Below are 26121 nucleotides of genomic sequence, written 5' to 3'. Positions count from 1 at the left end.
CTGTTATTTCTCACGAAACGTAATCTTATATTCTTTCAGGTCATATTCTTTTGCGAAGAACTCCTTGAGGATCGTCTCTGCATTGCTTTTTGCGTTTTCCAAAAGTCCGTTACTGACAGCGTCTTTTTCTGCCTGCTTCTGCATATCCTCAAATCCATCATTGATCTCCTCCAGTCTGATCTGCCGAAAAATACTCTCCTCCTCGTGGTAAACCTGGAAGGAATCCTGTTTCATCTCGCTGCTTAAGATCCTGGCCTCGGGCAGCCGTACTTCGATTATCTTATCCTTGAGATCCCAGTCAATGTCCCCAAAATCAATTCCCGCCTTGATCTCGAAATCCATGCTGTAAATATATTTGCTTTGTGTAAACGGAATCTGGATACCAAACAATTCTCTGGATCCCTCCTGCACCCCAACTTCCGTCGTGTAGGCACACTGAGTCGCCAGCTCTCCGATATCTTCAAATCCAAGCTTTGTTGTCTTACTCTCCGTGAAGAACGTTTTGCGGACGCCGAAAATCACTACCGCCACGACAACAAGAATCAAAAGGATTTTGATGATTTTCTGTGAAAGATAAAATTTCAAAAGTCCAAAGCCGCCTCTTTTTCTCGTACCTTGTTCCTGATGTTGACTCATCATGTTCTCTCCTTTGTATTATTTTCCATACTTTTTTCAGGCACCTTTCATTATTACGGAAAACCGCTCCTTCGTCAACGTTTTTTCTTCTCTCTCCTCGGCGCCGCCATCTTATAACACTGCCATATCTTCAGACTTCCTTACACAGAATATGACGGAGCGTTCCACCGTACTTCTCCTTGGTTTTCCGGATCTGGTACCCTCTTTTCCGTACATTGGAAAGGCTGTACGGATTGTCCGGGTGGACGGTTACAAGAAGATAGTGGATGCCACGCTTCTTCATTTCCTTCTCGCATGCTTCCATCATCCGATCCTGAAGGTGATGCCCCCGGTATAGAGGATCCACTACCGCTGTGTCCATATGGGCACTGACAAGTAACTGTTCCTTAGAAAATCCGAGATCCTTTCCAAGGTTGTACTCTACATCTCCTGGAATCTCCACAAGGAAACATCCGGCCAGAGAACCCTTTTTCGTGCCACCCTTTACCCGTGCTATAACCGCAAATCCGGTCGTCTCATCCTCCTTTAAGCAGGTCACAAGGAAATCCTTTCCTCCGTCATAAAACCAGTCAGAATTCTCCATATGAACCACGGTCTTTTTCATCAGCTTACGGATATCCGCCAGATCGGATTCCTCTGCTTTCTGAATCGTAAAATCTACCTCGTTGATCTCTCTCCATGCCTCCTCATAAGCTTTCTGCGTACCGGCATCGAAACAGATCATCGTCACCTCTTTTATCATACTTTGGGTACGAAGAAAGGTGAGGATCTCACGAACCGCCGTTCTGGAAGCTTTCTCCACCGGATACCCGTAGATTCCTGTACTGATGGACGGAAACGCCACCGTTTTCAGTCCATAAGAAGCCGCAATCTTCAGGCTGTTCTGATAGCAGGACGCGAGAATCTTCTCCTCACCCTTTGTTCCGCCCTGATAGACCGGTCCAGGCGTATGAATCACATATCTGGCAGGAAGGTGAAAACCCTCCGTAATCTTCGCCTCTCCAGGTGTGCATCCGCCAAGTTTCCTGCACGCCGCCAGAAGTCCCGGCCCTGCCGCCGCATGGATAGCGCCGTCCACACCGCCTCCCCCTAAGAGGGACGGATTTGCCGCATTGACAATCGCATCCACCTTGCACTGTGTAATATCGCCCCTGATAATCCGAAATATTCCCATCTTTACCTCCCGTATTGCAATTTTCCTCTGCTGATTTCCCGGACAACTCCGGGAATATCCCGGATAGATGCTGCCTTTCTCTCGATCCGGTTCTGGCTCTCCTCGTCCGGCTGCGTCAAATCCGGCACCATCACCACATGACATCCGGCGCCATACGCCGCCCGGATTCCGTTTGGAGAATCCTCCACCGCCACACAGTCCTGCGGTTCTTTCTGAATCTTTTCACAGGCGTACAAGTACACATCCGGGAACGGCTTTCCACGCTTTACCATATTCGCACAGATGACAGCATCAAATAACTCTAAAATTCCAATATCTCTTAGATACTGTCTCGCTCTCGTTTCATCTGTCGCCGTCACCACCGCCGTCTGGTATCCTTCCTGGCTAAGGACTTGAAGCACCTCTTCCACGCCATCCTTTTTCTCTATTCCGTGTACCCGGATATGCTCCTGCATCAGTTCCTTTCTCCGCTCCCTAATTGTCCAGTAGTCATACTGCTCTCCATATTTTTCGGCAAACCAGGGCGCCGCATATTTCCCGGCAAAGCTCCGGAACGCATAACACTCTTCAAGACTTAAAAGAAGCCCCGCCTCTGCCGCAGCCTGTCTCCAGAAGCGGGTCAGATATTTTTCTGTGTCAATCAGCACGCCGTCCATATCAAATAATACTGCCCTGATCTTTCTCACTGTTTCCAAATTCCCTCCATTTTCTCTACTACCAGAGACTTCACTGTGCCTTTCTCCTGTACGTGGAACTCAAAGTTTCCGGTCTCTGACTGCTGGTAAAATTTCTTCGCCCCCGCTGCCTGTCCGTCATTTAAGAATACTTCGCACACGTTCCGGTCCACAAATACTTCTACCGTGGTAACATCACTGATTTCCGCCGGATAGAGAATATTTTTTGCTCCTTCTCCCACGGTCCGGAAACGGCACTGGCCATCTTTTTGCTCCAGATACAGCTTCCTGTCTTTCCACTTATAAAGTGTCATTCGAAAATCTGATGGTTTCTCCATCTCTAATTTGACATAGTAGGTGTTGCCCTCAATTCCGGTAACCTCCACGTCCTCCCCGCATCCTTCGTAGACCGGGTAGCGGATAAGCCGGTAGATTCCCTGAACCGGATTCTGGTAAAGTTTCCCGTCCTTGATGTGAAGTACCCTCGGAATGCTCATACTTCCGCACGCACCGTTTGGCGATTTGACGTGCTCCTTTGCCACGTCGCTGATCCAGCCGACAGCCACCCGTCCGGTCTCCGTATCGATAGTCTGCACCGCATAGAAATCTGCGCCAAAATCATAAAGCCCTCTGGCCTCCTCATGGAACTGATCCTGATACCATTCTCCGATGTGGTAATAGATGCTGTTTTTTCTTCCGTGCCCGTCCACATGCCCGCAGTATCCGGCAGTCAATACCCACTGGTTGTCAAGACGGAAGAGATCCGGACATTCCAGAGGAAAATTCTCCTCCTCCTTTTGTTCCTCAAAAATCTCGCCACAGTACGTCCACTGCGCCAGATTGTAGGATTTATAAAGGGATATGGCCGGATGCTCTTCACCCCTGATACCGATAAGCATCTTATATTCTCCATTCTCATAAAATACTTTCGGGTCCCGGAAATCCCGGCCCTCCGGGCCTTCAATAATCCGGCTCTCCCGCTCCCAGTTCAGGCCGTCCCGGCTCTCCGTCATCACCTGATACTCCCTGAAAGCTGTCCTATCTCTTCTCTTTCCGATGTGGCGCGTAAAAAACAGTCTGAGCTTCTGCTCCTCGTCAACCAATGCCGTCCCTGAAAAAGCGCCGCCCACCAGCTCCGGATAGTTCAAAATCTCCTGCTGCGGCTCCATACACACCGGAAGATGTACCCAGTGGATTAAATCCTGGCTTACCGCATGTCCCCAGTACATATTATCCCACTCCTCAGAAAATGGGTGAAACTGGTAAAACAGATGATAATACCCATGATAAACACAAAATCCATTCGGATCATTCATCCATCCCTTTGGTGGGGAAAGGTGGTACTGGTTACGGATGGGCGTGTCATACCATTCACCCCACTGACTCCTGTCATAAAATCTTCCGTCCTGGATCATGCAGATGCCTCTCTCCAGCATCTGCTCACAGCCGCTTAAATAGGCATAGGAAATCTCGCAGTTCTCAGCCGACACCTCATAGGTCGTCCCCGGATTCACCGTAATTTTCAGCCACTTTCTGTATTGACTGATCTGAAACATTTTGCGCGCACTTCCGGAAACCATATAAAGTCTGCCTGTCTCCCCAGGTTCTGTCTTAATAAACAATTCCAGTTGTCTGTATTTTTGCGTATTAAATCTCATGTTCTTCCTCCTGTACTCAGGCGTATTTGTCATCAGCTCTTACCCTTACAGTGTATCACAAAGCAACGCATTTAAAAAGCGGTATCCCCTCCGAACGTGTAACGATTCAGCTCTCTTGTCTGATTCATTACGACAGAATCTCTCCGGAGACGATACCGCCTCTTTATCTTAGAAAAATATACTCAGCACAGTTCCTCCGATCAAAAACGCAAGTAAAAGAGCAAGCAGAACTCCCATACTGCTCCTAAGCCACCTCGGACTCTTCACAGTCTGATCGGTAATCTCATCTTCCGGCTCCACCTCAAGCTCCGTCTGAGCCAGAATCGAATCGATAATCTCCTTTGCCTCCTGTGCATCCCTTTCATCTACAAAAATCTTCTCTCCATAAATAGAATTCCCCGTATAGACATCCATGACCCCTCCGGAACCCCTTGCCTCCCGGAAGCCCTGAATATCGTTTCTCTGAAGTGCCTCTAAAAGCATCTCGGCCTCAATCCGATCCCCTGCGGTGTAAATACTGACCGGACGCATAGCCTCCACACTTTCCTGTCTTGCTGCTCTCATACAAACACCTCTTTTCCTTTACATCAGCGGAATGTATGTCAAAGATTTCTACTATTATTATAATCCTTTTATGTACTTTTTCCAAGGGTTACCCCTATTTCCCTTCCGAAAAAATATATTGATTTTCTCTTGACAATTTTCTGCTTTAGATCTATTATGATATCAAAATAATATCACTTTAACTCATGTAAGACTGAAGGAGGAAGAGTTATGGAGACAAAACAATCTTTGGTTCACGAAGAACGCATTATCAATGCGAAAAATGGATTTCTTATGTTATTTGTCAGCACACTGCTGCTGGCTGCCAGCATCGCCATGTGCATCTTGGGTCCGGTTCTTTCCGGTATGGACCGCATTTCGGGCGGGCTCTGCGGATTCCTCATCGCTCTTGGTCTTGTGCTTTTCATTGTGTCCATCATTCTGTACTGCGGACTGAAAATCTTAAATCCGAACGAAGCCCTTGTATTTGCCCTTTTTGGTAAATACTATGGCACACTGAAAAAGCCTGGTTACTTCTGGATCAATCCATTCTGCTCCCCGATCAACCCGATCGGTTCAAAGAATTCTTTCACCATGGGAGCAAACGGTCATACATCGGTCACAACGGGCACGAAAAAGATTTCCCTCAAGACTATGACGCTTGACAATGGTAAGCAGAAAGTCAATGATGAGCTTGGAAATCCGGTAGAAATCGGAGCTATCGTCATCTGGAAAGTCATCAATCCGACGCAGGCGGTCATCAATGTAGAGAACTATAAAAATTATCTCTCCATTCAATGCGACGCTATCATCCGAAACACAGCCCGCATCTACCCGTATGATACAAGCGAGCAGGGAGACGAAAAGTCACTTCGTGGCAGTAGCCAGGAAATTGCGGATATTATGCAGTTGGAACTTCAGGAGAAAGTTGCTGACGCCGGTATCCAGATTATTGACATCCGTATCACGCATCTGGCATATGCACCGGAGATCGCATCCGCCATGTTGCAGAGACAGCAGGCGGCAGCTATCATCGATGCACGTCAGAAGATCGTGGAAGGCGCTGTCGGCATGGTGCAGATGGCGTTGGATAAATTAAACGAAAACGAGATTGTCGAGCTGGATGAGGAACGGAAAGCCGCCATGGTGAGCAATCTACTTGTCGTGTTGTGTGGAAACAAGGATGCACAGCCGATTGTAAATAGCGGTACCATCTACTAAATCCAGAAAAAAGGTGGGACACATTTTGGAAAAAAATACAGCGGAAAAGGGAAAGGCCAAAAAACAAGTCCCTTTGAGGCTCTCGCAAAGCCTTTACAATGAAATTGCCCAGTGGGCAGAAGATGATTTCCGTTCCATGAACGGGCAGATCGAATATCTTTTAACTGAGTGTGTGAAATACCGAAAAAAGAACTCAAAAAACAAACAGTAACATCAAACCGGGCGGAGCCCCTAATGATAGAAACGGCATAGGCCGTCTCTTACGGAAGGGTTTCGCCCGATTTGCTGTTGGAAATTATGATTGCTCTGTGTGCCACAATCATTTCTTCTACTTTTAACTATTCTCCTTTTGCAGACGTTTTAGGACATATCTTTGCATCATCGAGTAGATAAAAAGCCAAAACAATATATAGATTGCATACATGATACCCATAAACCTTCCATATCTCAGGACTTCTGACACCGTAAACAACCTGGCCTTTAAAGTAATTCCAATAAAGAAAATTCCGCCGATTACTGCCTGGATCATCGGGAGCAGCATAAAGAAACGAAGCTGAAATCCTATTTTCTTTGCCCTTTCTTTTCTCCTCATACCAATCTTTTCCAAGAATGTATCTTCCCATTTCCATGTATCTTCTTCCTGCTTTACATAAAGAAAATACTGGAATGCTGCCATAATCACCAGTACCAGAAGAATAAATCCATTGGCTGTCCGTGCGAGAAGGATTTCGGATTCCGTATTCCGGATCATCTGCGTCCTCTCATAAAACGGCTGGATAGAACGGTCCCAGACACGATCCAGGCTGTGTTTCTCCTTTAAATATTCCAGATTCTCTGCCACCTCTGCTGATTTCCCGTCCGGTACATTCATGCAGTACAGCATCGTAGGTCCCTCTGTCAGATTCCCTTCGTGGACAGCCGAATAAAATTTCCACTCCGCCTTTGAAATCGTTTCCCTTTTGGCCCAGTTCTCCCGGTTTTGTGTACTGATCTGATTCCAGACTTCTTCAAAATATGCATCCGACAGCACAATCAGATTTTCCTGTTTCCCCTGCTGAAACGCTCCGATCAGACTGTTTCTCTCTTCACTTACAATTTCCCGTTCAGGAAATACATTCCAATATCCCGCTGTATCATAATACTCAAGCGGCTGCCCAAATCGGAGATGTACGCTGAACCTGGTCGTATCCCAATCCAGAACATTTGCTTTGACCGACAGATCCTGCTGGTAGACGGCATGCATCTCTTTCCCCTTCAATCCCAGTTTCCGAGGCTTCTGCCCCGCGTTTTTCCGCATCTGATTGTAGGTCGACTCAGAGATTGCGATATGCTGTCCCTGTGGCCATTGAACCGGACGTGTAGAACCATTCCAGTTTGGAACTGTATCACTTCCATACAGCGACGTCATCCGCACCATTGGATACTGGTAAACTGTGGCGTCCGCGTCTGCCGCAATCTGCTCCAGTTCCGAAAGATCCGTCTCATATGCCGTACACACGATATCGTACGGATACATAGCTGGGATATCCTGCCTCATATTAGACGTGATAAAGGGTGTAGAAAACAGCGCCAGGAGCAAAAACTGGACAACGGACAGATAAAACAGTACCATAACGTTCTTCCAAAACCGATAGTAAAACGGATTCCACCGGAACAGGTGTTTGTAATAGCCCGCCCCGTTCTTCCGCTTTTTCAGCCATAGCGCCATCCCACCGGAAAGCAAAAAGAAAATTCCAAGCGCCGGCAGACAATAGATAAACTTCATCTCCGTCCAGCCACGAATCGTAATCCATTTGATTGCGAGGACATATAAACCAATTCCCGATACAATCCAAAGAGCCAGTCGTCTCTCAGGCTTTCTCTCTTTTTTCCGTTCTTCATTTAATTCTGTGGAGTTTCCAAGGGAAATAAAGTTTTCCTGGTTAAAGCCAAGCGCCAGAATCATCAACATCACATAAGCTGCAAAACCGATCAGAACCTGGGAAACACTGACGACAGATGGTAACTCTATGTGTCCCTGAAAGCTCCTTGCAAATCCTCTTCGCAGGACAGCTGCCCCAATCATTCCAATCGGAAAACCGATTACCGCAGCCGCCAGCACATTGATCGAAAATTCTACCAGAAAGATGCGGTATGCAGTATTCTTTCGGATTCCGAGAATCACCATCAGCCGGTATTCTTTTTTTTGCTCCTTAATGTACCAGGAAATCATCAGCACCATCATCAGAACACTTAACACGCCCAGAATGAGGGCAAGACTCTGAAAAATCCCATGGATTCCCTGACCAAACATGAAACTCGTCTTCCCTTTACCTCCGTAAATCCGATCTGTCATAAAATATATGGCAAAAACAATATAGCAGATTGCGGCGAGCAGAATTCCGGAAATAAGAAAAACGATCTGCTCCTTCCAGTGATAACGGAAATTCTGGCGAATCACTTCATAAAATTCCGGCGGATATTTGCCTGGAAAATGGTTGGCCTTTTTCCGATGTTCCTTATCTTTTTTCTCTCGCGCCTTGATCTCCTCATACCGCTCGTTCAGGTCTTCTCTCTGTTCCAGGTATTTAATACTTATAAACTCCACGGTAAACATGGCAAGATAATATAACGGAATCTTCGCATAAAGGAGTATATCGGCCGAATACGTTATAAATGCCAAAACTCCTGCAAACGTAATAGATCCCAGCGCCGGAAGCCAGGAAAACCATCGCCACCACTTCCCTGCCAGAAGCAAAAGTTCCCGAATAAGATAGAGCAGCACGAATCCGAAAGGAATAAAAAACAGAATATATTCTGGTGTAATCCCTGCTCCCTTGGTCAGTCTTTCCAGTACTTCCATCCATGTCCGAAATTCTCCATCAATATAGAATTTTACCAGACAGAACGTCAAAAGTGCTGCTATTCCGGCAATCAGTCGGATCGCAGTAAACCTGTCAAGTGCTCTTTTTCTTTTCATTTCCCCTCTCCTCCTCGTATTCGTTCCAGTTTCCCTCGATGTAAGCGGTAGATGGAATCCATCCCTCTTAACTCTTCCTCCTGGTGCGTGACTTTAACAAGTGTCTGTTTTGAAAACAAACTTTCCATGGTATGTTTTCTGGAATCCACATCATATCCTGTCGTCGCTTCATCCAGAAGAACTATTTCAGCTTTCTTTAACAGCGCCCTCGACACCGCTATCTTTTGTCTCTCGCCGCCCGAAAGTTTCAATCCGCGATTACCAAGCATCGTTTCATATCCTTCCTCCATCTGAGAAATAAAGGAATCCGCTCCGCTCAAACGACAAACTTGTACCACGTCCTCCATGTTATTTCGCCTTCCAAGATCGATATTATCAATAACAGACGTATTATAAAAAAACGGATTTTGGCTGACTACAGCAATCTCCCCTCGTATCGTTTCCAAACCAAGTTCACGAATATCTCTTCCTTTTATTTTAATGATTCCTTGGTCCGGTTGATATAGCCCTGTAATCAAATCAAAAAGTGTTGATTTTCCAACTCCATTATTGCCGATAATGGCAACCTTCTCCCCTTGATAGATCTGGAAAGATATCCCATCTAAAACAGGCTTCTGCCCATGATACGAAAACGTCACATCACAAAACTCAATCACGGGGATAAGCTCCTTATCATTTTCATTATAGCACACCTTTTTTGAAAATAATGCCTTTTCCTCTTTCCCATTTAAAAATTCATAAAACCGCTCTGCTGAAGGTTTGATTCTGGCAAAATAGTATCTTACATCGATCAGCAACGTGATCGATCCTGTTATATTACTACAGTAAGTAATAAACGCTAATAGACTGCCTGCGGTCGTTTTTCCCATGATTACCAGATACCCTCCCAGAAGATACAAAAATCCCATAATCAGTGTATCTACACTCACTTCACAAAAAGAATACTTCTGATCCCACATGGCGCTTTTTTGATAAGACTGCAGCAGCTTCTTCTGTAATTTTTTCAATTCGTTATTCTGAAACGTATAAAGATTCCAAAGTTTCATCTCCCGAATCCCACTAATCTGTTCTTCCAACCAAGCCATAAATTGATTATTCATCAATAAATTTTCTTTAACAACTTCTTTCTTTCTTTGTGAGAAAAAAACAACGATAATAAATTTTGCCGCAATCATCGCAAATAACAAAATTGTCATTTGAGGACTAATTACAGACAGCCCGACTGCACCTGCAATCACCTGAAAAACCGCTCCTACTGACAATGCTGCTATTTCATCAAAAATGGAAGAAAGAGACTGGATGTCTGTCTGCAAGGCCTGAAGAATCTGCATTCCATTTTTCTCTTTATACATGCTGATTGGAATTCTGTATAATTTAGCAAATGCCTTTTCATTTAATCTGCCAAACATCTGATTATGTATTTTCACGAATTCATAGGATCGCAAAACTCCCATTCCCGCTACACTCACTTTCGCGGCGACAAAAAATAGTACCGATGAAAGAAGTGCTGTTAAGTTTTTCCCAAGAATCCCTTGGTCAGTAATCTTTGTCAGCAGCAACGGTTGGGCATAGGTCATACATCCTTCTATTATAATACATACAAAAAGTAAAAGTACTTGCCTTTTGCATATGAATATTACTTGTTTCAAATCATACTTTAAAGCATCCATTCTCCGATATCCCTTTATTATCTTATGACGAAGAGGAGATTACGTTGCTGTAATCTCCTCTCCATTTTCCTTACGGTGCGATCATAATAGAAAGCATCTTTGACATACTGCTTCCAGAAGCATTGCAAAGTGATATACAAGCACACCCTGCTAAAACCTGCATCGTAGGCATTTTTCGGTATACTTTTTTGCCTAATCTTTTCTGCATATATTTCACCTCCTTCTTCCTGTGATTTCAACTGTTAATCTATAAAAGTCTTAACAAGTTTTCCACCATATGTTTCATTCTCACATAATTTTTCACGCTTCCCGCAAGCAATTCACGTTCCGGAATCTGGATTGAGAATTCGTTTTCGATGTCAAAGCAGATCAAAACAAGCTCTCTGGCTGGAATTTTTATTTTTCCTCCAAAGAAATCTTCTGTCTGTAACTCTTCCTGCTTCTGAAAATCGATTCCTGTTCTCTTTAAAAGAATCTGGTTCAACTTTTTACTGATTTCTTCTTTCATTCCTATTCACATTCTCTCTATTTCTGCATAACTTTGTAACTTCTCGATCGCTGCTTCTGTTAATCGTTCTATTTCCTTCTCACTGTTTAAAGAAAAAATATAGCTATTTTCCAAACCGTCGATTGTCGATTCCACCACTGTGTTTTCTATCTCAGATGAAATGATTTTGTGTTGATTAAGAGAGGAATACATATCAACTGTATTGTTTTGAATACAGAAAAAGTCAATTTCTTCCCCTATGATTTGCTCTGTTTCTTTCCCCATATTATGTAAATCTGTCTCCTGATAATCTCCCCAGAAAACCTGTAATAAAACACAGTCCGGATGAAGGATTCTTGAAATTCCGTAAACAGAAAGTCCTAAATCTTCCGGAATTTCTCTTCCGAATGAAACGGAACCCTTTTTCATGCCGACCAAGAACAAATCATACTCCTTATTCAGCTCTATTTCCTTAATATAATGATTTGCCTTTATCAGATTTTCACTGGACAATTCCGGGCTAAAATAGTCATACACACTATAGATATCTTCCTTCTCCTCTTCCATTTCCATATCCGTAACAATCGCCACGCTATATTGTTTTCTTTCAAAGCACGCTTTTATTTGTACTAATAACTGAAAATCGAAAAGTGCCTCCGAAATTCCAAGAATATACATCACCGAAGTATCTATGTCAAATAGTTCCTTTTTATTTTCTTCCATTTTCTGTTCCCTTCCTTAGAGAGTCTGTTTCAAAATCATATCCCAGTTCTCTCAACACGCAGTAATCTTTAAAAACATGTTCTATCTTTTTTCTCATATCTGCACAATTTCTTAATAGACATGTTTTTAATTCTTCTTTTTCTTTTTCCGCATATCGGATGCAAAAATCACAATACCGATATGCCCAGCAGTCCTTACACTGACCGGATGTTATGTCCTCGATGTTCAGAATCTGGGACGCTTTTTGAATATCAATCCCAGAGTTGATATTACCCATTCTGGCAAGTTCCACATTTTCACATACCTTTTCACAAGGATATAGGTCTCCCTCGACAGTCACAAATAGACTTCTGATCCCTGGTATACATGGGCCACCATGATGCCATTTTTTTGGAAGCTCGATATCCTCGTCCTGCTGTTTCCCTCCTCTTAGCATTTTCAAGAATTCTACCTGCTCCCTTCCGAGAACTGAAGTATTCTCTTTTCTTATTTTTCCAAGCTTACTCATTAAAAGTTTAAAATATTCGTATTGATATTCTTCTGAAAAACGGTCTGATACTGTGTTTTTCTCTTTTTTCCCCTCATCTTTTACTAGTCCGGATGTAAAAACCGCATCCTGAAACAGTTCTTCCCCTTTAAAATAATTTCCAATGCAGCTATAGCTTTCTTCCGGACTGATGACTGTATTAAAGGTAACATTAGAAATAAAGAAGTTATGATAATGCTCTTTGATATAACGTGCATTTTGCATCACGGTGTCATAGCTGCCTTTGTCACTTCCAGCAAATTTTCTGTATCTGTCGTGGATCTCTTTAGGTCCGTCAAAACTAATCGTGATTTCAAACTTTTTCTCTATCAGATAAGTAAGTATTTCGCCTTTCAATAAGGTTCCATTTGTTGTAATCTGATAATGGATTGCTTTATCTTTGGTCTGTGTTTCCATGTATTCTACACATTTCTTGATTAACTCAAATTCCAGTAATGGTTCTCCGCCATAAAATCCCACACGAAGTTCTTCGCAGGCAGAAGAATGCGACAGCAGAAAATCCAATCCCTTTTTTGCCATTTCAAAACTCATTCTCTTATTTGAATGGGTTCTGGTATAATATTTGCCAGAATACACACAGTAATCACATCGTAAATTGCACTGTTGTGTTACCTGTAAAGTGAGATTCCCGATTCTATTTTCGTACAGCGATGGCAAAAGTTTCGTGACCGGGTGCTCTGATATTTGGACATGTGAAGTTTTTAAGTACCCATATTTCTTTAATTTGCGAATTTGCTCATTTTCCTCAATATTCTCTCGCTTCTCTAACCTTTGATAAGTATCCGGAGTGACCTTCAAAATAGAATCTGTATTGACATCATACAAATAATATCCGGTAGAACAAGAAAATAAATGTATAAATGGTTCTTTATTAACTTCTTTCATATTCTTTCCTTTCTTTGCACTCACACTTATTTTTCATCACTTTATACAAACAAACTACTATTTTCCCAGTTTCTTTTCAACACTTTGTCCATCAGTTTTTATTTTGAGTCCATGAGTTTTACCCTATATACCTTTACCTCTTTTCTGTCATACTTTCATAAAAACAGGACTAATCATGGATATCATATCTTTGCTGAATCTGAATACCCATAATCAGTCCTTCTTATTTGTCATATATTCATTTTCTCTTTTCTTAAATCAGTCCCAGCAGATGGGTCGCCACCTGAAAGTACACCATGATGGAGCAGACGTCCACAATCGTTGTGATCAGCGGCGCCGCCATAATAGCCGGATCCATGTGAAGCTTCTTGGCAAACAACGGAAGCACGCATCCGATCATTTTGGCGATCAAAATAGTGGCTACCAGGGAGATGGATACAAGAAGCGCCAACATTGGGTCCCGATAACGAATCACCATGTATACGCCATTGACAATAGCCAGTGCGGCGCCCACCAGAATCGCCACCCGGAATTCCTTGAAAACAACCCTGAAGATATCCCCAAAATGGATTTCATCCAGCGCCAGTCCCCGGATAATCAGCGTAGAACTCTGGGAACCGCAGTTTCCGCCTGTATCCGTCAGCATCGGAATGAAGGAAACAAGGAGCGGAACCGCGGTAAACGCAGCCTCATAGTGTGCAATAATCGTCTGGGTGAGTGTGGCGGATAACATCAAAAATAATAACCATACAATTCGATTTTTTGCATGCCGAAACACACCTGTCTCAAAATATGGCTGCTCGCTCGGACTTAATGCGTTCATAATCTCCATATCTTCTGTGGTTTCATCTACCAGGACGTCCATCGCATCATCGATCGTCACGATTCCAACCATATATCCCTGCTGATCCAGCACCGGCAGGGACAAAAGATTGTATCGTGACAACAGGCGCACCGCCTCCTCCTGATCTGTATGAGTCGTCACGGAAATAATCTCCTTCTCCATCAGCTCATCCATCGTCAGGTCATCATCCATCGTCATCAGATCCTTGGCTGAGACAATCCCGATCAGTTTCCTGTTTTCCAGGACATAACAGGTGTAGATCGTTTCCTTATGAATCCCGGTCTGTTTGATGTGTTCCATTGCTTCCCGAACTGTGGTGGTACGACGCAGATCCACATACTCTGTCGTCATTATGCTTCCGGCGCTGTCCTCCGGATAGTTGAGAATCGTGTTGATCTGCGCCCTTTTCTCCCTGTCAACCTGCTCCAGAATCCGTGTCACCAGGTTTGCCGGAAGTTCCTCCAGCAAATCCACTGTGTCGTCCATATAGAGCTCATCCAAAAGCTCTTTTAATTCTTTTTCCGTAAACATTTCCACCAGATAGGCCTGCATGGAGCTGCTCATCTCTGCAAAAACTTCTGCCGCCTTGGCCTTTTCAATCAGGCGAAACGCCAGAATCATCTCTTTATCGTCCAACTCGGCAAGGAGAGCCGCAATGTCTACGGTGTACATGACCTCCAGAATACTTCTGACTGCCTTGAAGTCTCTCTTCCTTAAAAGATCTGTTAAAATCTGTCTGTTCATAGCAATCCCTACTTTCTCTTATCCATGTTTTCATGTAACAAAACGAGTCATAACTGCCTCCAGCATCCATTGCGCCTCACCTGCCTTTCCTTTCCGCGGTTCTACCCGGAGGGCCTTTTTTTCTATAGGATCGTTCTTCAGACGCCTATCCTATAGAAGAAAAAAATCTCCGGCACAAAACCGGAGATCATATCTACCTCAAACTTTCCTACGTCCAAGCTTTAGTATCACAGGGCATAATAATTGCGTTAGGTTATGCCTTATCGGCGACATGACCTGTTAACCAGCGCATTGTGTCTCCACAATTTAGCGGCAGCAATCTTAGGTGGCCCAAATCCCTGTGGTAACCTCACCTACCGATTTCTTCCTTATCATACTTCGCTTCCCTGGTAGTGTCAAGTTTTTCTTTCTTTCTTTTTTATTATGTTTTATACTGATGTTACAGTTCACCCGTATGCCTAATGCCGGATGTTATGCCAGTACAAGGGACATCTGGCCTTCATGCAGACAAAGGAAGTACCATTCCCTGAATAAATCAGTGGCAACAGCCACGATAAGCATGTAGTGCGTTTTACGAATGGCGCTTCCGTGAACAGTCACATACTGATAAATAGTAACGATAAGGATGGTGATCTATTTGCGTATCTTAATTGCAGAAGATGAAAAAGATCTTAACCGGATTTTGACTGCGCGTTTAAAGGCCGAACACTACAGTGTGGATTCCTGTAAAAACGGTCAGGAGGTGTTGGAGTATATGGCCGGCGCGGAATATGACGCCCTCATTCTGGATATTATGATGCCTGTGCTGGACGGACTGAGCGTCCTTAAGTCCATCCGCCGCCGGGGCTGTGCGGTTCCCGTACTCCTCTTAACCGCAAAGGATAGTATTGAGGATCGTGTGGCCGGACTGGACGCCGGGGCCAACGATTATCTCGTGAAGCCCTTTGCCTTTGAGGAACTTCTGGCAAGAATCCGGGTCCTTTTAAGGAAACCTGCCGAAGCTCCTTCTAATTGTCTACAGACCGCAAATCTGAAGCTCCTTCTTGATACCCATCAGGTGTTCCGCGGCGACACGGAAATCCATCTCTCAGGAAAGGAATTCTCCCTGCTTCGCTACCTGATGCAAAATGAAGGAATCGTGCTTTCCAGGGATAAGCTGGAACAGCACATCTGGAATTATGATTTTACTGGAGGCTCCAATGTCATCGATGTCTACATCCGCTATCTCCGTCGAAAGATCGATGATGGATTTGAGCCAAAGCTAATTCATACGGTGCGGGGCGCCGGCTATGTTCTGAAGGTGGCAATATGAAACGACTTTCCTTAAAATTAAAACTTACGTTATTATATTCCTTTTTTATGACGCTTTTGACGTGTGCGGCCCTTGCGATTCTTTTCTCTCTGAGCAACAAAGAGATTCTGGCCTCCACTCAGAATACGTTAAAGAAGCAGCTTCACGAAAGCCTGAAAGATATCGAGTGGGAAGACGGCTCTTTTGATCTGGATTCTGATTTCTACAATCTGGATGGAGGGGTATACCTCTCACTCTACACAGAAAATGGCGACTTTCTATTTGGCCGGATACCTTATGGATTTTCCCTGCATCCTGATTTTTCCGATGGGCAAATCCAAACCCTGTCCGACGCCGAAAAACAGTGGTATATCTATGATCTTTCCTATCGGCTGAACGGCTACGGTCTTGTATTTGTCCGGGGCATTTCTTCTGTCACGGATGCGGAGTCCAGTTTTCGGATTACTCTGAGGTTCGCTGTCATTGTTCTTCCCCTTCTGGTTGTACTGACGGCCGTGATCGGCTATCTGTTTACGAGAAGGACCCTTCGGCCTGTCCGCCGGATCACTGAAACCGTGCGTCAGATTCAAGGTGACCAGGATTTGTCCCGCCGGGTAGAACTTGGAAAAGGAAAGGATGAGATTTACCAGCTTGCGGATACTTTTGATCAGCTTCTTACCAAGATCGAGAGCGCCTTTCAGCGAGAACAACAGTTTACCTCCGACGTTTCCCACGAACTCCGCACCCCGGTGACGGTCATTCTTGCCCAGTGTGACGCAATATTATCTGATGCGTCCCTACCGGCCGAACAGCGTGTTTCGATCGGACTCATCCAGAAAAAAGCGCAGAACATGGCGCAGATGATCTCTCAGCTTCTCCTGCTTTCGCGGGCAGACCAAGGAAGACAGCAATTACAGCCGGAGCTTTTGAATCTCAGTGAACTCACCGAGATGGTCTGTGAAGAACAGGCTATGCTGTCTGAGGAAAAGAAGATTGCCATCACCACACAGATCGAACCGGATCTTTTCGTAAAGGTAGATGAGACCTTTTATATCCGGATGCTTGTCAACCTCATATCTAACGCAATTTCTTATGGAAAGGCCGGCGGCCATATCCTCGTCTCCTGCTATGAACAGAGCGGTTTCTTCGTAGGCCAGGTAGAGGACGACGGCATTGGCATTGCGGCAGAGGATCTGCCTCACATCTGGGAGCGCTTCTATCGGGTGGATTCCTCACGAAGTGCATCGGGCCACTCCGGTCTGGGGCTCTCCATGGTCAAGTGGATTGTCGAAGCTCACGGCGGAACTATCTCGGTAAAAAGTTCGCCAGGAGAAGGGAGCATATTTACCTTCCTGCTGCCAATGAAAGCGGAGTGATCCCCCCTGCCAAAAGTCGTCTAACATGTATGATCTGAGATTTATCAGATACGAAAAGGGATGTCCACAGATCCTTTCCGTGGTACATCCCTTTTATTTTCAGCTAGGCGCCCCCTCGCGGCAGATATGGCATAAGTACATCCACCATCTTCATGCTACGCCCGTTCTTCCACAATAAGCGGAATCTGCATCTCCGTTTCCAGAAGTCCCGCATGGACTCCCTTCATGCTTTCCGCCTCTTCTCTGTCAGAAAAAATCGTCACATCACCTGTTCCGATTGCCAGATAGTCGCCAATCATTCCCCGGAAGTTCGGATGTTCTGTTCCATCCCCGAAGATTTGACTCTCCAGAACCTGATCTTTTGTCATCAGCAGAAACTGTCCTCCAAAAGCTTTTTCAAATTCCTGCTCAAACTGATCTTTCTTTTCTTCTTTTACAAACAGATTCAAAGCCCGTGGTTCGATGGACGGAAGCCACTTCAGACACTCACAGATCTTTGGATAGTCCGTAAGGGAAACATTTTTTGTATCCACCAGCCCATGATCCGCCGTCACGATCACAAGCGCATCATTGAGCTTCCTGCATAATGTCTCCACCTGTTCTTCCAGTCCACGGACAACTCGTTTCGTCTCTTCACTGTAGCATCCGGTCTCATGCATTGTCTTGTCTGGCTCATTCCAATATGCATAAATGTATTTCTTTCCCGGTTTCCGGCAAAGCTCCTCGATTCTCTCACAGATCGCCTCCATTGTCTGAGGAAATGGCTCCTCAAACGGCATGACTTCATAAGCCTGCCCTCCGTGTCGGTTGATTTTCTCTACCACGGTCTCATATCCGCAGTATTTTTGTGCTACATGGTAGTCTGCCGCCGGAGTGCTTGTTCCAGTCTCTGTATTTGTAAAGACGGTCACATTCTTATTGATCTGCGGAAAGTAGCAGTCCCATCCAAGCCAACTGTGCTCACACGGCTGAAGCCCACTCCGGATCGATGTGGTGGCCGCAACCGTAGTCGGTGGAAATACCGAATGATAGTCTGCTTTTTTGCGTCTGAGAAAGAATCCATCCCCCTCCAGACTTCTCTCCATAACTTTTGACCCCATCCCGTCCAGTAAGAGGACAACGATATTTTGATAACCTTTTCCCAAATATGGATCCAGACTTTTCAAACTCTCCCTTCCAACTTCTGTAATACCAAATTCACGCAAAATCGACTGTGCCAGGTTCGGCAGACTGTCTCTGTAATCCGGCAGTTGTTGTCTCTGTCTCATATGTAACCTCCCTCTGTAACTCTATTTCTATCACCCGATCATCTGCCTCCTGTCCTTTATGACGAGCGGTGTATTGTATCCGTACAAAAGCAGAATCGATGGCCGGAAACAGATAAAACCACAAAGCATCTGCATCCCTCCCTGCTTTCGACACAAGCTTTCGCAAAACCGGATAAATCTTTTCATCCAGAAGCCGAGCTCCTCCCTGCTCAAGCGTTTCCCGAATCCGATTTTCCTCTTCCCGGCCAAATACCCGGTTTGCCAAGGATTTCCCGGCAAGAACTTGTTTCACACAGACACTTAAAACCATCTCGCACAGATTATCCATTCCATCCCGGTAGTCCTCATCATATTCCTCCAGCATCCAGATCAAATCGGCCCTTGGAAAGCAATGAAGAAACTGCTGCTCTTGTTTCACACGGGAAAGCCATCGCTCTACACAGTCAATTCCCGTATAATCCTTCAAATCTTCCAGCACCGGATAGTCCAGTGTCAGAAGCGTCTCCTGTGGTGCGAAAATGGGATCGTACCACCGGAAATATTCTGGCATTCCTTTTGTGATTGTTTCATTCAGACAGTGCTGCTCATAGGAATCAAAATTCTTTAATATCTGGTGATATAGTCTCAATGCTCTTTTCGTCTTTTTCTCCACGCACGCTGCCCCCGTAAGATACGCCGTCTCTGCCGTCAGATTCTCCCTGTCCGCAACAGCCCATTTTCTCTGTGCTCCGGCTTCCCGGATACAGTACAGAACTGCTCCCATCAACTGCTCTGCCTTTTCATAGGAAATAGAGGTACTGTCTCCTGACGTATACTTCCGTGCCAGTCTGCCAACGATTGGCACAAGCTCTTCCATCTCATACCACACAGACATCACCTCCAGCAAAGATCCTGAAGCGCCTCCAGATACAGCTCATAATCCCAACGCTTCACTTCATCAAACTGTCCATACTCACTTCTTCCATCCGTCACCCGATATCCCCTGTATCCGGCCCGGATCGCCTGTGCGAAAATATCCAGACAAGTCCCCTCCAGATAGTCCAGATCCCCAAAACAGACAGTTTCATATTGCTCTCTCATAAAATTCAGAAGCTCATCATCCGTAATCTCATCCAGCATCTCATTCTTATAGAGATAAAAGATATCCTGCAATCGTACTAGGGTCTCCACATAATGCTCCTGATTCAGATATGGGCAATCGCAGAATTCATAGATCATCTTAGGCAGAATTCCCTCGCCGAATTCCACTCTCTTCTCCTTCTTAAGCGCTCTGCCCCTCTCCTTCAAAAGCAACTTAGCATCCTGCTCACTTAGCATAAGACCATAGGTCTGTGCCGTACGGTTGGTCTCCATCACTCTGGATAGCTGATTTTGCTGATCCAGTAACTGCATCCAGTTCTGTTCCATGCACATGCCTCCTTTATCGTTTGAGAGCCAAGTATAGCACCGGGCGCATAGCATTGCCAGACTTGATTTTTCGGCCATTTTGTGGTATTATAATGGTAGAAAAAGAGATGAAAAGTCTCTTTTTTCTGTTATTAAACTGGTGTTGTAATCAAACGATAGTTTCCCTTTTTCATGATTGCGACAATCTCTTTGATATTGTCTACATTCTCTTCTATCTCAATGCCTCCATATCCTACTTGATCTAGGTCATGACAGTCGCTTCCAGATATAAGCCTTAACTCCGGATAGTCCTTCCGCCACACATCCAATTTTTCATTGTGATTCCCACTGTTCGGGCGCTGGTTATACTCCACACCGTCGAGATATTCCGGACGCTGTGGAACACACGGCTCCCGAAACGGATGCGCCTGATAAAAGACTGCTCCGTAGGCATGACATCGGTTGAACACTTCACTCTGGCTCAAAAAGCAAAGATTGGGATTTTGGAATAAAAACTCCTCATCAATTCCATAAATCAGAAAATCTTCTACCCCTGGTTCCAGCCGAATCTCAACGCCAAACATCACTTTAACTCCATATCGTTTTCCGGCTTCCCTCGCCTTACGGTAACCAAGCAGATACCGTTCGATCTTCTGCTCATCCGTCTCCCCAAATTCCTGAAGCAAAAGAGGATCAAAGTGGTTTGTAATGACAATCGCATCATAGCCGGCTTCGCCGTATGCTTTGACAATCTCTTGCGCCTCTGCCTTCGCACAGGAACTTCCCTCACTTGTGTGAACGTGCATTTCGATTTTCATTTTGTTTCCCCCTCCATCGGTTCCATTCTATTTACATCGGAAAGAGCGTCATTTGTTCGTATTTCGCTGTTCGAACCAGCTCCATCGGAACCTGACGCAGGATCTCCTCCGTCACCTTTCCATCCCGGAGCCAGTCCTCAATCTGATCTTCTTGCAGAATCAGCGGCATCCGGCCATGGACAGCCCTCATCGATGCATTGGCCTCTGTCGTCAATATGATGAAACATTCTTCGTTATCAATAAGATCAAAAAAACCTGCTAAATAGAGGACGCTCCTGTCTTTCCTTTGAAATGTATATTTCTCCTTTTTCGAATTCCATTCGTAAAAATGGCTCGCAGGAATGACCGCCCTATGGTATCGGATTCCCTCCGCAAACGTCCTTTTTTCCATCACGGACTCAGCTCTCGCATTGATCAGTACCCCTGATCCATGTATCACCGGATATCCCCATTTCATTCCTGACAGTCTAATCTTGTGATCGCCCCACCGCAAAATCAACGCCTGATCTGTGGGATGAATATCCCGCTCCAGCTTCACCTTCTCTGCTTCCTTATCAATCTCCTGGGTCAGATGTTTCATCTTCTGTATCATATTCTCGCCAACATAAAACACGCTGCACATAGGATGTTTCTTCCCCCGTTCTGCCGCCTCCGACTTTCTTCTTTTTTCTTAATCTTATAATACAAGAGACGGTGCTGTATAAACACGTGCACCAAGTTCTCCATCCAGCATATAAAGCGCTCTCGGATCTGAACCGAACAGTTCGTATTTCTTAATCATATTTTCCGCATTCGTCTCTTCTTCCCCCTGCTCTTTTACAAACCAGTCCAGAAACTGCATGGTACGAAAATCCTTCACCTGATTTGCCGCATCATAGATATTGTGAATTAAACTTGTCACATACTTTTCGTGCTCATAGCCCGCGTGCAGCGGATCCGCAAAAGAATGATACCTCTTATCCGGTTTATCAATCGCCTCCAATGTCACCTTACAGCCGTTATTTTGTAAGTATTTCAGAATGAGCATAGCATGATCTCGCTCCTCCTGCGCCTGGATATTGTACCAGTTGGCAAAACCGTCAAGCCCCTCTTCCGTATAATAATTCGCAAAATCCAAATATAAATAGGCGGAATAAAACTCCTTATTGATCTGTGTGTTTAATAATTCTGCAACTTTCGCATCTAACATTTTCTTTCTCCTTTTCGTATCACCTTATAGTTTTTTATACTTTTAATTCGAATTATAACAGGCTCTCATTCTCTGTCAAGAGACTGAAACTTCTTCTCCCGGACAAATGTATCATTAAAAATGATATCCTCACATTCTGAAGCCCAAGAGCCCCTTGACTGCATCAACGTCGTTGCAACGTTTTGCAACATTTCATAACATAACCATCATCCATAAGTTCCAAAATATCCCTATTTACATATACATGCCGCATACATAGATTAGAATCTGAAATCAGTTGTAACAGTTCAGCCATCACAGCTCGGATTAGCCGCTGCGTGACTAAACTGTTACAATCAGTTTATTGGATTTGGCACATCACTTGCTATATATATGGTTAAAAGATTGATGCAGCGTCCTACCGGACAGATTTAATGTCGAAAGATTCTGCAAATTTTCAAAAAGGAGAATGTAGATATGGATTATACGAATTTGCTTAACGACAGCTCCGGAAAAAAATCAAAAGTCGGAATCATTGGAGCAACCAGAGGGTATGGTTATACTCTTCTTGCACAGATTCCAAAAGTCAAACTGATGGATCTCCGGGTCATCTGTTCCAGACATCCGGATGAATGTCAGGCGGTACTAAAAGAAATCGGTTATAAGGAAAACCAAATAGTATATTGTGAAACAAAAGAAGCAATTCACAGCGCAGATGAGGATGCTGTTTTAATCGTAAGCGACTACCGTCTGATGCCGGAATGTGGAATTACAGCGCTGGTAGAATGTACCGGAAACACCACAGTCAGCGCAGATGCGGCTCTCACTGCATTAAAAAGAGGAATTAATGTGTATATGGTCTCTAAAGAAACTGACAGTGTATGTGGGCCAATGCTAAATCAGACTGCCGCTGAAAATGGAGCCGTTTATTCTCTTGTAAACGGAGATCAGCCAAGGAATCTTCTTGATATATGCTCTTGGGCAAACCTTCTTGGTCTGGAAATTATTGCGGCAGGAAAAGCCAGCGAATATGATTTCGTCTGGAACCGTGAAACGGGTATGCTTACTTATACCGATGGAAACAGCAAACCTGAATCCATGCCGGAGATCATTGATTGTTGGAGATATCACGGAAAAGAAACGCTCGATGCAAGAAAACATCTTTTAAAGAACTACACCGAAGTGATTTCTGCTGATCTCTGTGAGATGAATCTCGTCTCCAATGTAACCGGCCTTGTACCATCCTCACCTTTCCTGAATTATCCTGTAGCAAAGACGAGTGAGCTTGCAAACATTTTTATTCCGGAAGAAGATGGTGGTATTTTGAAAAAAACCGGTGTCGTTGATGTATTTTACAATCTGCGGGAAGAAGATGAGGCCAGTTTCTGTGGCGGGGAATTCATCATCGTGCGCTGTGAAAACAAAAAAATGTGGGACATCCTGAAAAGTAAAGGACATATCATAAGCCACAACGATAACTATGCATGTATTTACTATCCGTACCATTATATGGGACTGGAAACACCAGCTTCCATCCTTCTTGGTGATTTTATGAATATAGGAACACATGCGGAATGCCGTCAGGTATCCGTCCTTGCCGGTGTCGCAAAGCAGGATATTCCAAAAGGAACACAGTTAAAAGTGGCCGGTCATCATCACTCCATCGATGGTCTTGTTCCAGAACTTCTGGAGCAAAACACCGCTAAAAATGCTGCTCCGTTCTATCTGCTTAATGGAGCAGTGCTCCTGAAAGATGTAAAAAAGGGAGAGCCTGTTACACTCGAACATGTAGATCTTTCCGACCTTCCAACTTTTGACTTATACAAAAAAGGTACCGAATTATAATTTCATCAGATATCATCCTCATACCACAGACCGTCATATTCCCTTGTGCATTATGTCGGTCTGTATTTCTGTGTCAATACAGAAGATACAGATGAAAGAACCCGTTTTACAAAAAAGCCAGAACATTATAAAATAGAAGAAAATAATTTTTGAAAAAAATGAAGGGAGAAAGAAGATTATGTTTCGAGTTTTGCTGGTTGTCCCTTATCCCAAACTAGAACAAACCGTAAAAAAAATTTACAAAGAATACTTTCGTGACACAGAATTTGAAGTTGATATTCGCGTGATACAAGCGGAAGAAATAAAGCATATGCCATGGGATGAAGCTTATGACCTTGTAATTGGCCGTGGTCATAGCGCTGCCATATTAAAGCAAAAAGACAATCAAGTTCCGGTTCTTGAAATTCCAATTACCGGATATGACATCCTTCGTGCTCTCTTAAAAGCAAAAGAACAGTATCATGCTACCCGGATTGCCGTCATTGTTTCCTCTGCTCAAACCCATGACGAAACTATTTTAAGCTCTATTCTGGGAGCACAGGTATCAGTAAAAACATGCCAGGATTTTGAACGTGTATCCGAAATCATAGAAGATGTAAAGCAAAACAACTATGATGCCGTGGTGGGTGGATATTCTGTCACTTCACAAGCGCTCAGAAAACATATGAATGCAATTACCGTTGAAACGGGAGAAGAAGCAATGATCCAAATTTTACACGAAGCGGCTCGTATGATGGGAACAATCTACCAGGAACATGAAAGAAGAAAAATCTATGAAACCATCACGCAGACATCGAAAGAGGGAATTATCTATGTAAATGGTAAAAAAGAAATTGCACTCGTAAACAAAAAAATGCTACAGATGATTTACACGGATAAAGGATTGATACGTGGGAAACAATTACATGAGGTATATCCTTTCTTTGAAGAAAAATGTGCAGAAGCCATTCAGACGAAACAACCTGTTTATAACGCTGTCCAAAATGTAGACAACACAACTTTTACTATAGATTATGTACCTGTGATCGTAGGAGATAAAGCTGCAGGTGTAGTCATTACCTGCCAGACGGTCAAAAAAATTCAGCAGATTGAATCACAAATACGAAAAAAACTTTCCGAAAAAGGTCTTGTCGCCGCCTATACATTCTCTGATATGATACGAAAAAGTGATCTTATGGAAAGCACAGTTACTATCGCACGTAAGTTTGCTGCCGTATCTTCGAATGTTCTGATCGTTGGCGAAACAGGAACCGGAAAAGAATTAATGGCTCAGAGTATCCACAATGCCAGTGAACGGAGCAACGGACCCTTTGTCGCCGTCAACTGCGCGGCACTTCCGGAAAATCTTCTGGAAAGTGAACTGTTTGGTTATGCAGACGGTGCATTTACCGGAAGCCGGCGCGGTGGGAAAATGGGATTTTTTGAGCAGGCTCATAGGGGAACTCTGTTTCTGGATGAAATATCAGAAATCCCCATCAATTTTCAGGGGAAACTTCTTCGGGCACTTCAGGAACGTCAGATACGCCGAATCGGTGATGACAAAGTCGTTGATGTAGACACCCGAATTATTGCCGCTACAAACAGAAATCTACGCCAGATGGTGATAGACCATGAATTCCGGCAGGATCTTTTATACCGTCTGGATGTTTTGAAAGTATATATTCCGCCTTTGAGAGAAAGGACAGCAGATATTCTCCCCCTGTTCTCTTATTTTCTTAACAAGTATAACAACAAATTTGGAAAAGATATTGCAGGGCTTACACCAGAAGCACAAAAAATGCTTCGCAACTATCATTTCGAAGGAAATATCCGAGAATTACGCAATATTGCAGAACGGGTTTCTGTTATGTGTGAACATGATACCATAGACAAGCATCTGATGGAGACTGCGCTGTACCCGGAGGATGTCTTTTCTTCATCCGAACGCAAGAGAACTGATAATGATTCAGTGCTCCATGAAGAGAATACAATATCTCCAAACGTTTCTATCGAAGAAGAACAGATTCGAGAAGCGTTAAGGAAAACGGGCGGAAAGAAAACACGAGCTGCTGAACTTCTCGGAATGGATCGCTCCACACTCTGGCGAAAAATGAAATCTTATCATATAGAATAAGTTGGCACAAAAATTGCTTTTATTTTTTTATAGAAGCAATTTCGCTTTCTGAAAAAAATCTGCAATGAATGAAAGCGACCAGAAAGGAATG

The 26121-nt window shown here is 44.2% G+C and carries 23 protein-coding genes, 2 pseudogenes and 1 riboswitch; of the genes and pseudogenes, 6 read left to right on the top strand and 19 right to left on the bottom strand.

Translation table 11 applies throughout. The features are described from left to right. Window positions 1-3: 3 nt before the first annotated feature. From AOA56_RS08575 to AOA56_RS08555, 5 genes are all read right to left on the bottom strand, one after another. On the bottom strand, window positions 4-639 hold the full coding sequence (locus AOA56_RS08575) for a DUF4230 domain-containing protein (protein ID WP_048621007.1): 636 nt from the start codon (window positions 637-639) through the stop codon (window positions 4-6). 127 nt (window positions 640-766) lie between these two features. Continuing rightward, complete coding sequence (locus AOA56_RS16875; RefSeq protein WP_162224695.1) at window positions 767-1810, bottom strand: O-acetyl-ADP-ribose deacetylase; 1044 nt, start codon at window positions 1808-1810, stop codon at window positions 767-769. A 2-nt stretch (window positions 1811-1812) separates the two neighbouring features. Next, window positions 1813-2496: an HAD family hydrolase gene (locus AOA56_RS08565; protein WP_242843449.1), complete on the bottom strand. Its 684-nt coding sequence runs from the start codon at window positions 2494-2496 to the stop codon at window positions 1813-1815. Next, a complete protein-coding gene (locus AOA56_RS08560; RefSeq protein WP_053769458.1) occupies window positions 2493-4142 on the bottom strand; it encodes a GH32 C-terminal domain-containing protein in 1650 nt (549 codons plus the stop codon). Before AOA56_RS08560 ends, AOA56_RS08565 begins: the two co-directional genes overlap by 4 nt. A 168-nt stretch (window positions 4143-4310) precedes the next feature. Further along, complete coding sequence (locus AOA56_RS08555; RefSeq protein WP_048621010.1) at window positions 4311-4706, bottom strand: putative signal transducing protein; 396 nt, start codon at window positions 4704-4706, stop codon at window positions 4311-4313. Between the two features lie 210 nt (window positions 4707-4916). Between AOA56_RS08555 and AOA56_RS08550 the strand changes: the two genes are divergently transcribed. Both AOA56_RS08550 and AOA56_RS08545 read left to right on the top strand, forming a co-directional pair. Next, entirely contained in the window at window positions 4917-5906 is a 990-nt protein-coding gene (locus AOA56_RS08550; RefSeq protein ID WP_053769457.1) for an SPFH domain-containing protein, read from the top strand. 25 nt (window positions 5907-5931) lie between these two features. Then, complete coding sequence (locus AOA56_RS08545; RefSeq protein WP_024733664.1) at window positions 5932-6117, top strand: type II toxin-antitoxin system antitoxin; 186 nt, start codon at window positions 5932-5934, stop codon at window positions 6115-6117. Window positions 6118-6240: 123 nt separating this feature from the next. Here AOA56_RS08545 and AOA56_RS08540 read toward each other — a convergent pair whose 3' ends face one another. The 8 genes and pseudogenes from AOA56_RS08540 to mgtE all read right to left on the bottom strand — a co-directional run bounded on the left by AOA56_RS08540 (window position 6241) and on the right by mgtE (window position 14765). After that, entirely contained in the window at window positions 6241-8865 is a 2625-nt protein-coding gene (locus AOA56_RS08540) for an ABC transporter permease (protein ID WP_053769456.1), read from the bottom strand. Then, window positions 8862-9458: pseudogene (locus AOA56_RS16810) on the bottom strand (ATP-binding cassette domain-containing protein); the annotation flags it as partial. The gene AOA56_RS08540 and the pseudogene AOA56_RS16810, both read right to left, overlap by 4 nt. 225 nt (window positions 9459-9683) lie before the next feature. Then, window positions 9684-10535 (bottom strand): annotated as a pseudogene (locus AOA56_RS16805) (ABC transporter transmembrane domain-containing protein); the annotation flags it as partial. A 70-nt stretch (window positions 10536-10605) separates the two neighbouring features. After that, window positions 10606-10743, bottom strand: a complete 138-nt coding sequence (locus AOA56_RS15860; RefSeq protein WP_155200474.1) for a hypothetical protein — start codon at window positions 10741-10743, stop codon at window positions 10606-10608. 39 nt (window positions 10744-10782) lie between these two features. Further along, window positions 10783-11043 (bottom strand): hypothetical protein, encoded by a 261-nt coding sequence (locus AOA56_RS08530; RefSeq protein ID WP_024733667.1) that lies wholly within the window; start codon window positions 11041-11043, stop codon window positions 10783-10785. 6 nt (window positions 11044-11049) lie between these two features. Next, the gene (locus AOA56_RS08525; RefSeq protein WP_024733668.1) at window positions 11050-11745 is read right to left on the bottom strand and encodes a hypothetical protein; all 696 of its coding nucleotides are present in this window, start codon (window positions 11743-11745) and stop codon (window positions 11050-11052) included. Beyond that, window positions 11732-13177, bottom strand: coding sequence for a Cys-rich peptide radical SAM maturase CcpM (ccpM, locus tag AOA56_RS08520; protein WP_082349916.1), 1446 nt, complete (start codon window positions 13175-13177; stop codon window positions 11732-11734). Before ccpM ends, AOA56_RS08525 begins: the two co-directional genes overlap by 14 nt. Before the next feature lie 253 nt (window positions 13178-13430). Beyond that, a complete protein-coding gene (gene mgtE, locus AOA56_RS08515) occupies window positions 13431-14765 on the bottom strand; it encodes a magnesium transporter (RefSeq protein ID WP_053769453.1) in 1335 nt (444 codons plus the stop codon). A gap of 198 nt (window positions 14766-14963) precedes the next feature. Further along, window positions 14964-15133, bottom strand: a riboswitch (M-box (ykoK) riboswitch). Between the two features lie 269 nt (window positions 15134-15402). Here mgtE and AOA56_RS08510 point away from each other — a divergent pair. Together AOA56_RS08510 and AOA56_RS08505 are read left to right on the top strand one after the other, a co-directional pair. After that, the gene (locus AOA56_RS08510; protein WP_053769452.1) at window positions 15403-16077 is read left to right on the top strand and encodes a response regulator transcription factor; all 675 of its coding nucleotides are present in this window, start codon (window positions 15403-15405) and stop codon (window positions 16075-16077) included. Further along, window positions 16074-17432 (top strand): sensor histidine kinase, encoded by a 1359-nt coding sequence (locus tag AOA56_RS08505; protein WP_024733672.1) that lies wholly within the window; start codon window positions 16074-16076, stop codon window positions 17430-17432. The genes AOA56_RS08510 and AOA56_RS08505 overlap by 4 nt, the downstream gene beginning before the upstream one ends. A 155-nt stretch (window positions 17433-17587) precedes the next feature. On the opposite strand, the gene AOA56_RS08500 is transcribed toward AOA56_RS08505, so the two are convergent. The 6 genes from AOA56_RS08500 to AOA56_RS08475 form a co-directional block, all read right to left on the bottom strand. Next, window positions 17588-18700 carry an alkaline phosphatase family protein gene (locus AOA56_RS08500; protein WP_053769451.1) on the bottom strand — a complete coding sequence of 371 codons (1113 nt, stop codon included), beginning with the start codon at window positions 18698-18700 and terminating at the stop codon, window positions 17588-17590. Then, complete coding sequence (locus AOA56_RS08495; protein WP_147323254.1) at window positions 18630-19568, bottom strand: DUF6179 domain-containing protein; 939 nt, start codon at window positions 19566-19568, stop codon at window positions 18630-18632. The genes AOA56_RS08500 and AOA56_RS08495 overlap by 71 nt, the downstream gene beginning before the upstream one ends. Before the next feature lie 5 nt (window positions 19569-19573). Further along, window positions 19574-20107, bottom strand: a complete 534-nt coding sequence (locus tag AOA56_RS08490) for a DUF6323 family protein (protein WP_024733674.1) — start codon at window positions 20105-20107, stop codon at window positions 19574-19576. A gap of 131 nt (window positions 20108-20238) precedes the next feature. Continuing rightward, a complete protein-coding gene (locus tag AOA56_RS08485) occupies window positions 20239-20904 on the bottom strand; it encodes a PHP domain-containing protein (protein WP_053769449.1) in 666 nt (221 codons plus the stop codon). 31 nt (window positions 20905-20935) lie between these two features. After that, window positions 20936-21526, bottom strand: a complete 591-nt coding sequence (locus AOA56_RS08480; protein ID WP_024733677.1) for an SOS response-associated peptidase — start codon at window positions 21524-21526, stop codon at window positions 20936-20938. A gap of 54 nt (window positions 21527-21580) precedes the next feature. Next, window positions 21581-22093 carry a ferritin gene (locus tag AOA56_RS08475; protein WP_024733678.1) on the bottom strand — a complete coding sequence of 171 codons (513 nt, stop codon included), beginning with the start codon at window positions 22091-22093 and terminating at the stop codon, window positions 21581-21583. A 456-nt stretch (window positions 22094-22549) separates the two neighbouring features. Here AOA56_RS08475 and AOA56_RS08470 point away from each other — a divergent pair, with 456 nt between their 5' ends. Next, window positions 22550-23917, top strand: a complete 1368-nt coding sequence (locus AOA56_RS08470; RefSeq protein ID WP_053769448.1) for a homoserine dehydrogenase — start codon at window positions 22550-22552, stop codon at window positions 23915-23917. Window positions 23918-24095: 178 nt separating this feature from the next. Next, window positions 24096-26030, top strand: coding sequence for a sigma 54-interacting transcriptional regulator (locus tag AOA56_RS08465; RefSeq protein WP_053769447.1), 1935 nt, complete (start codon window positions 24096-24098; stop codon window positions 26028-26030). Window positions 26031-26121 lie beyond the last annotated feature (91 nt).

This window comes from Sellimonas intestinalis, from assembly GCF_001280875.1.
GTDB lineage: Bacteria > Bacillota > Clostridia > Lachnospirales > Lachnospiraceae > Sellimonas > Sellimonas intestinalis.
The sequence above is the reverse complement of the archived record's forward strand: the minus strand, read 5'-3'. Positions and strand labels throughout refer to the sequence as shown.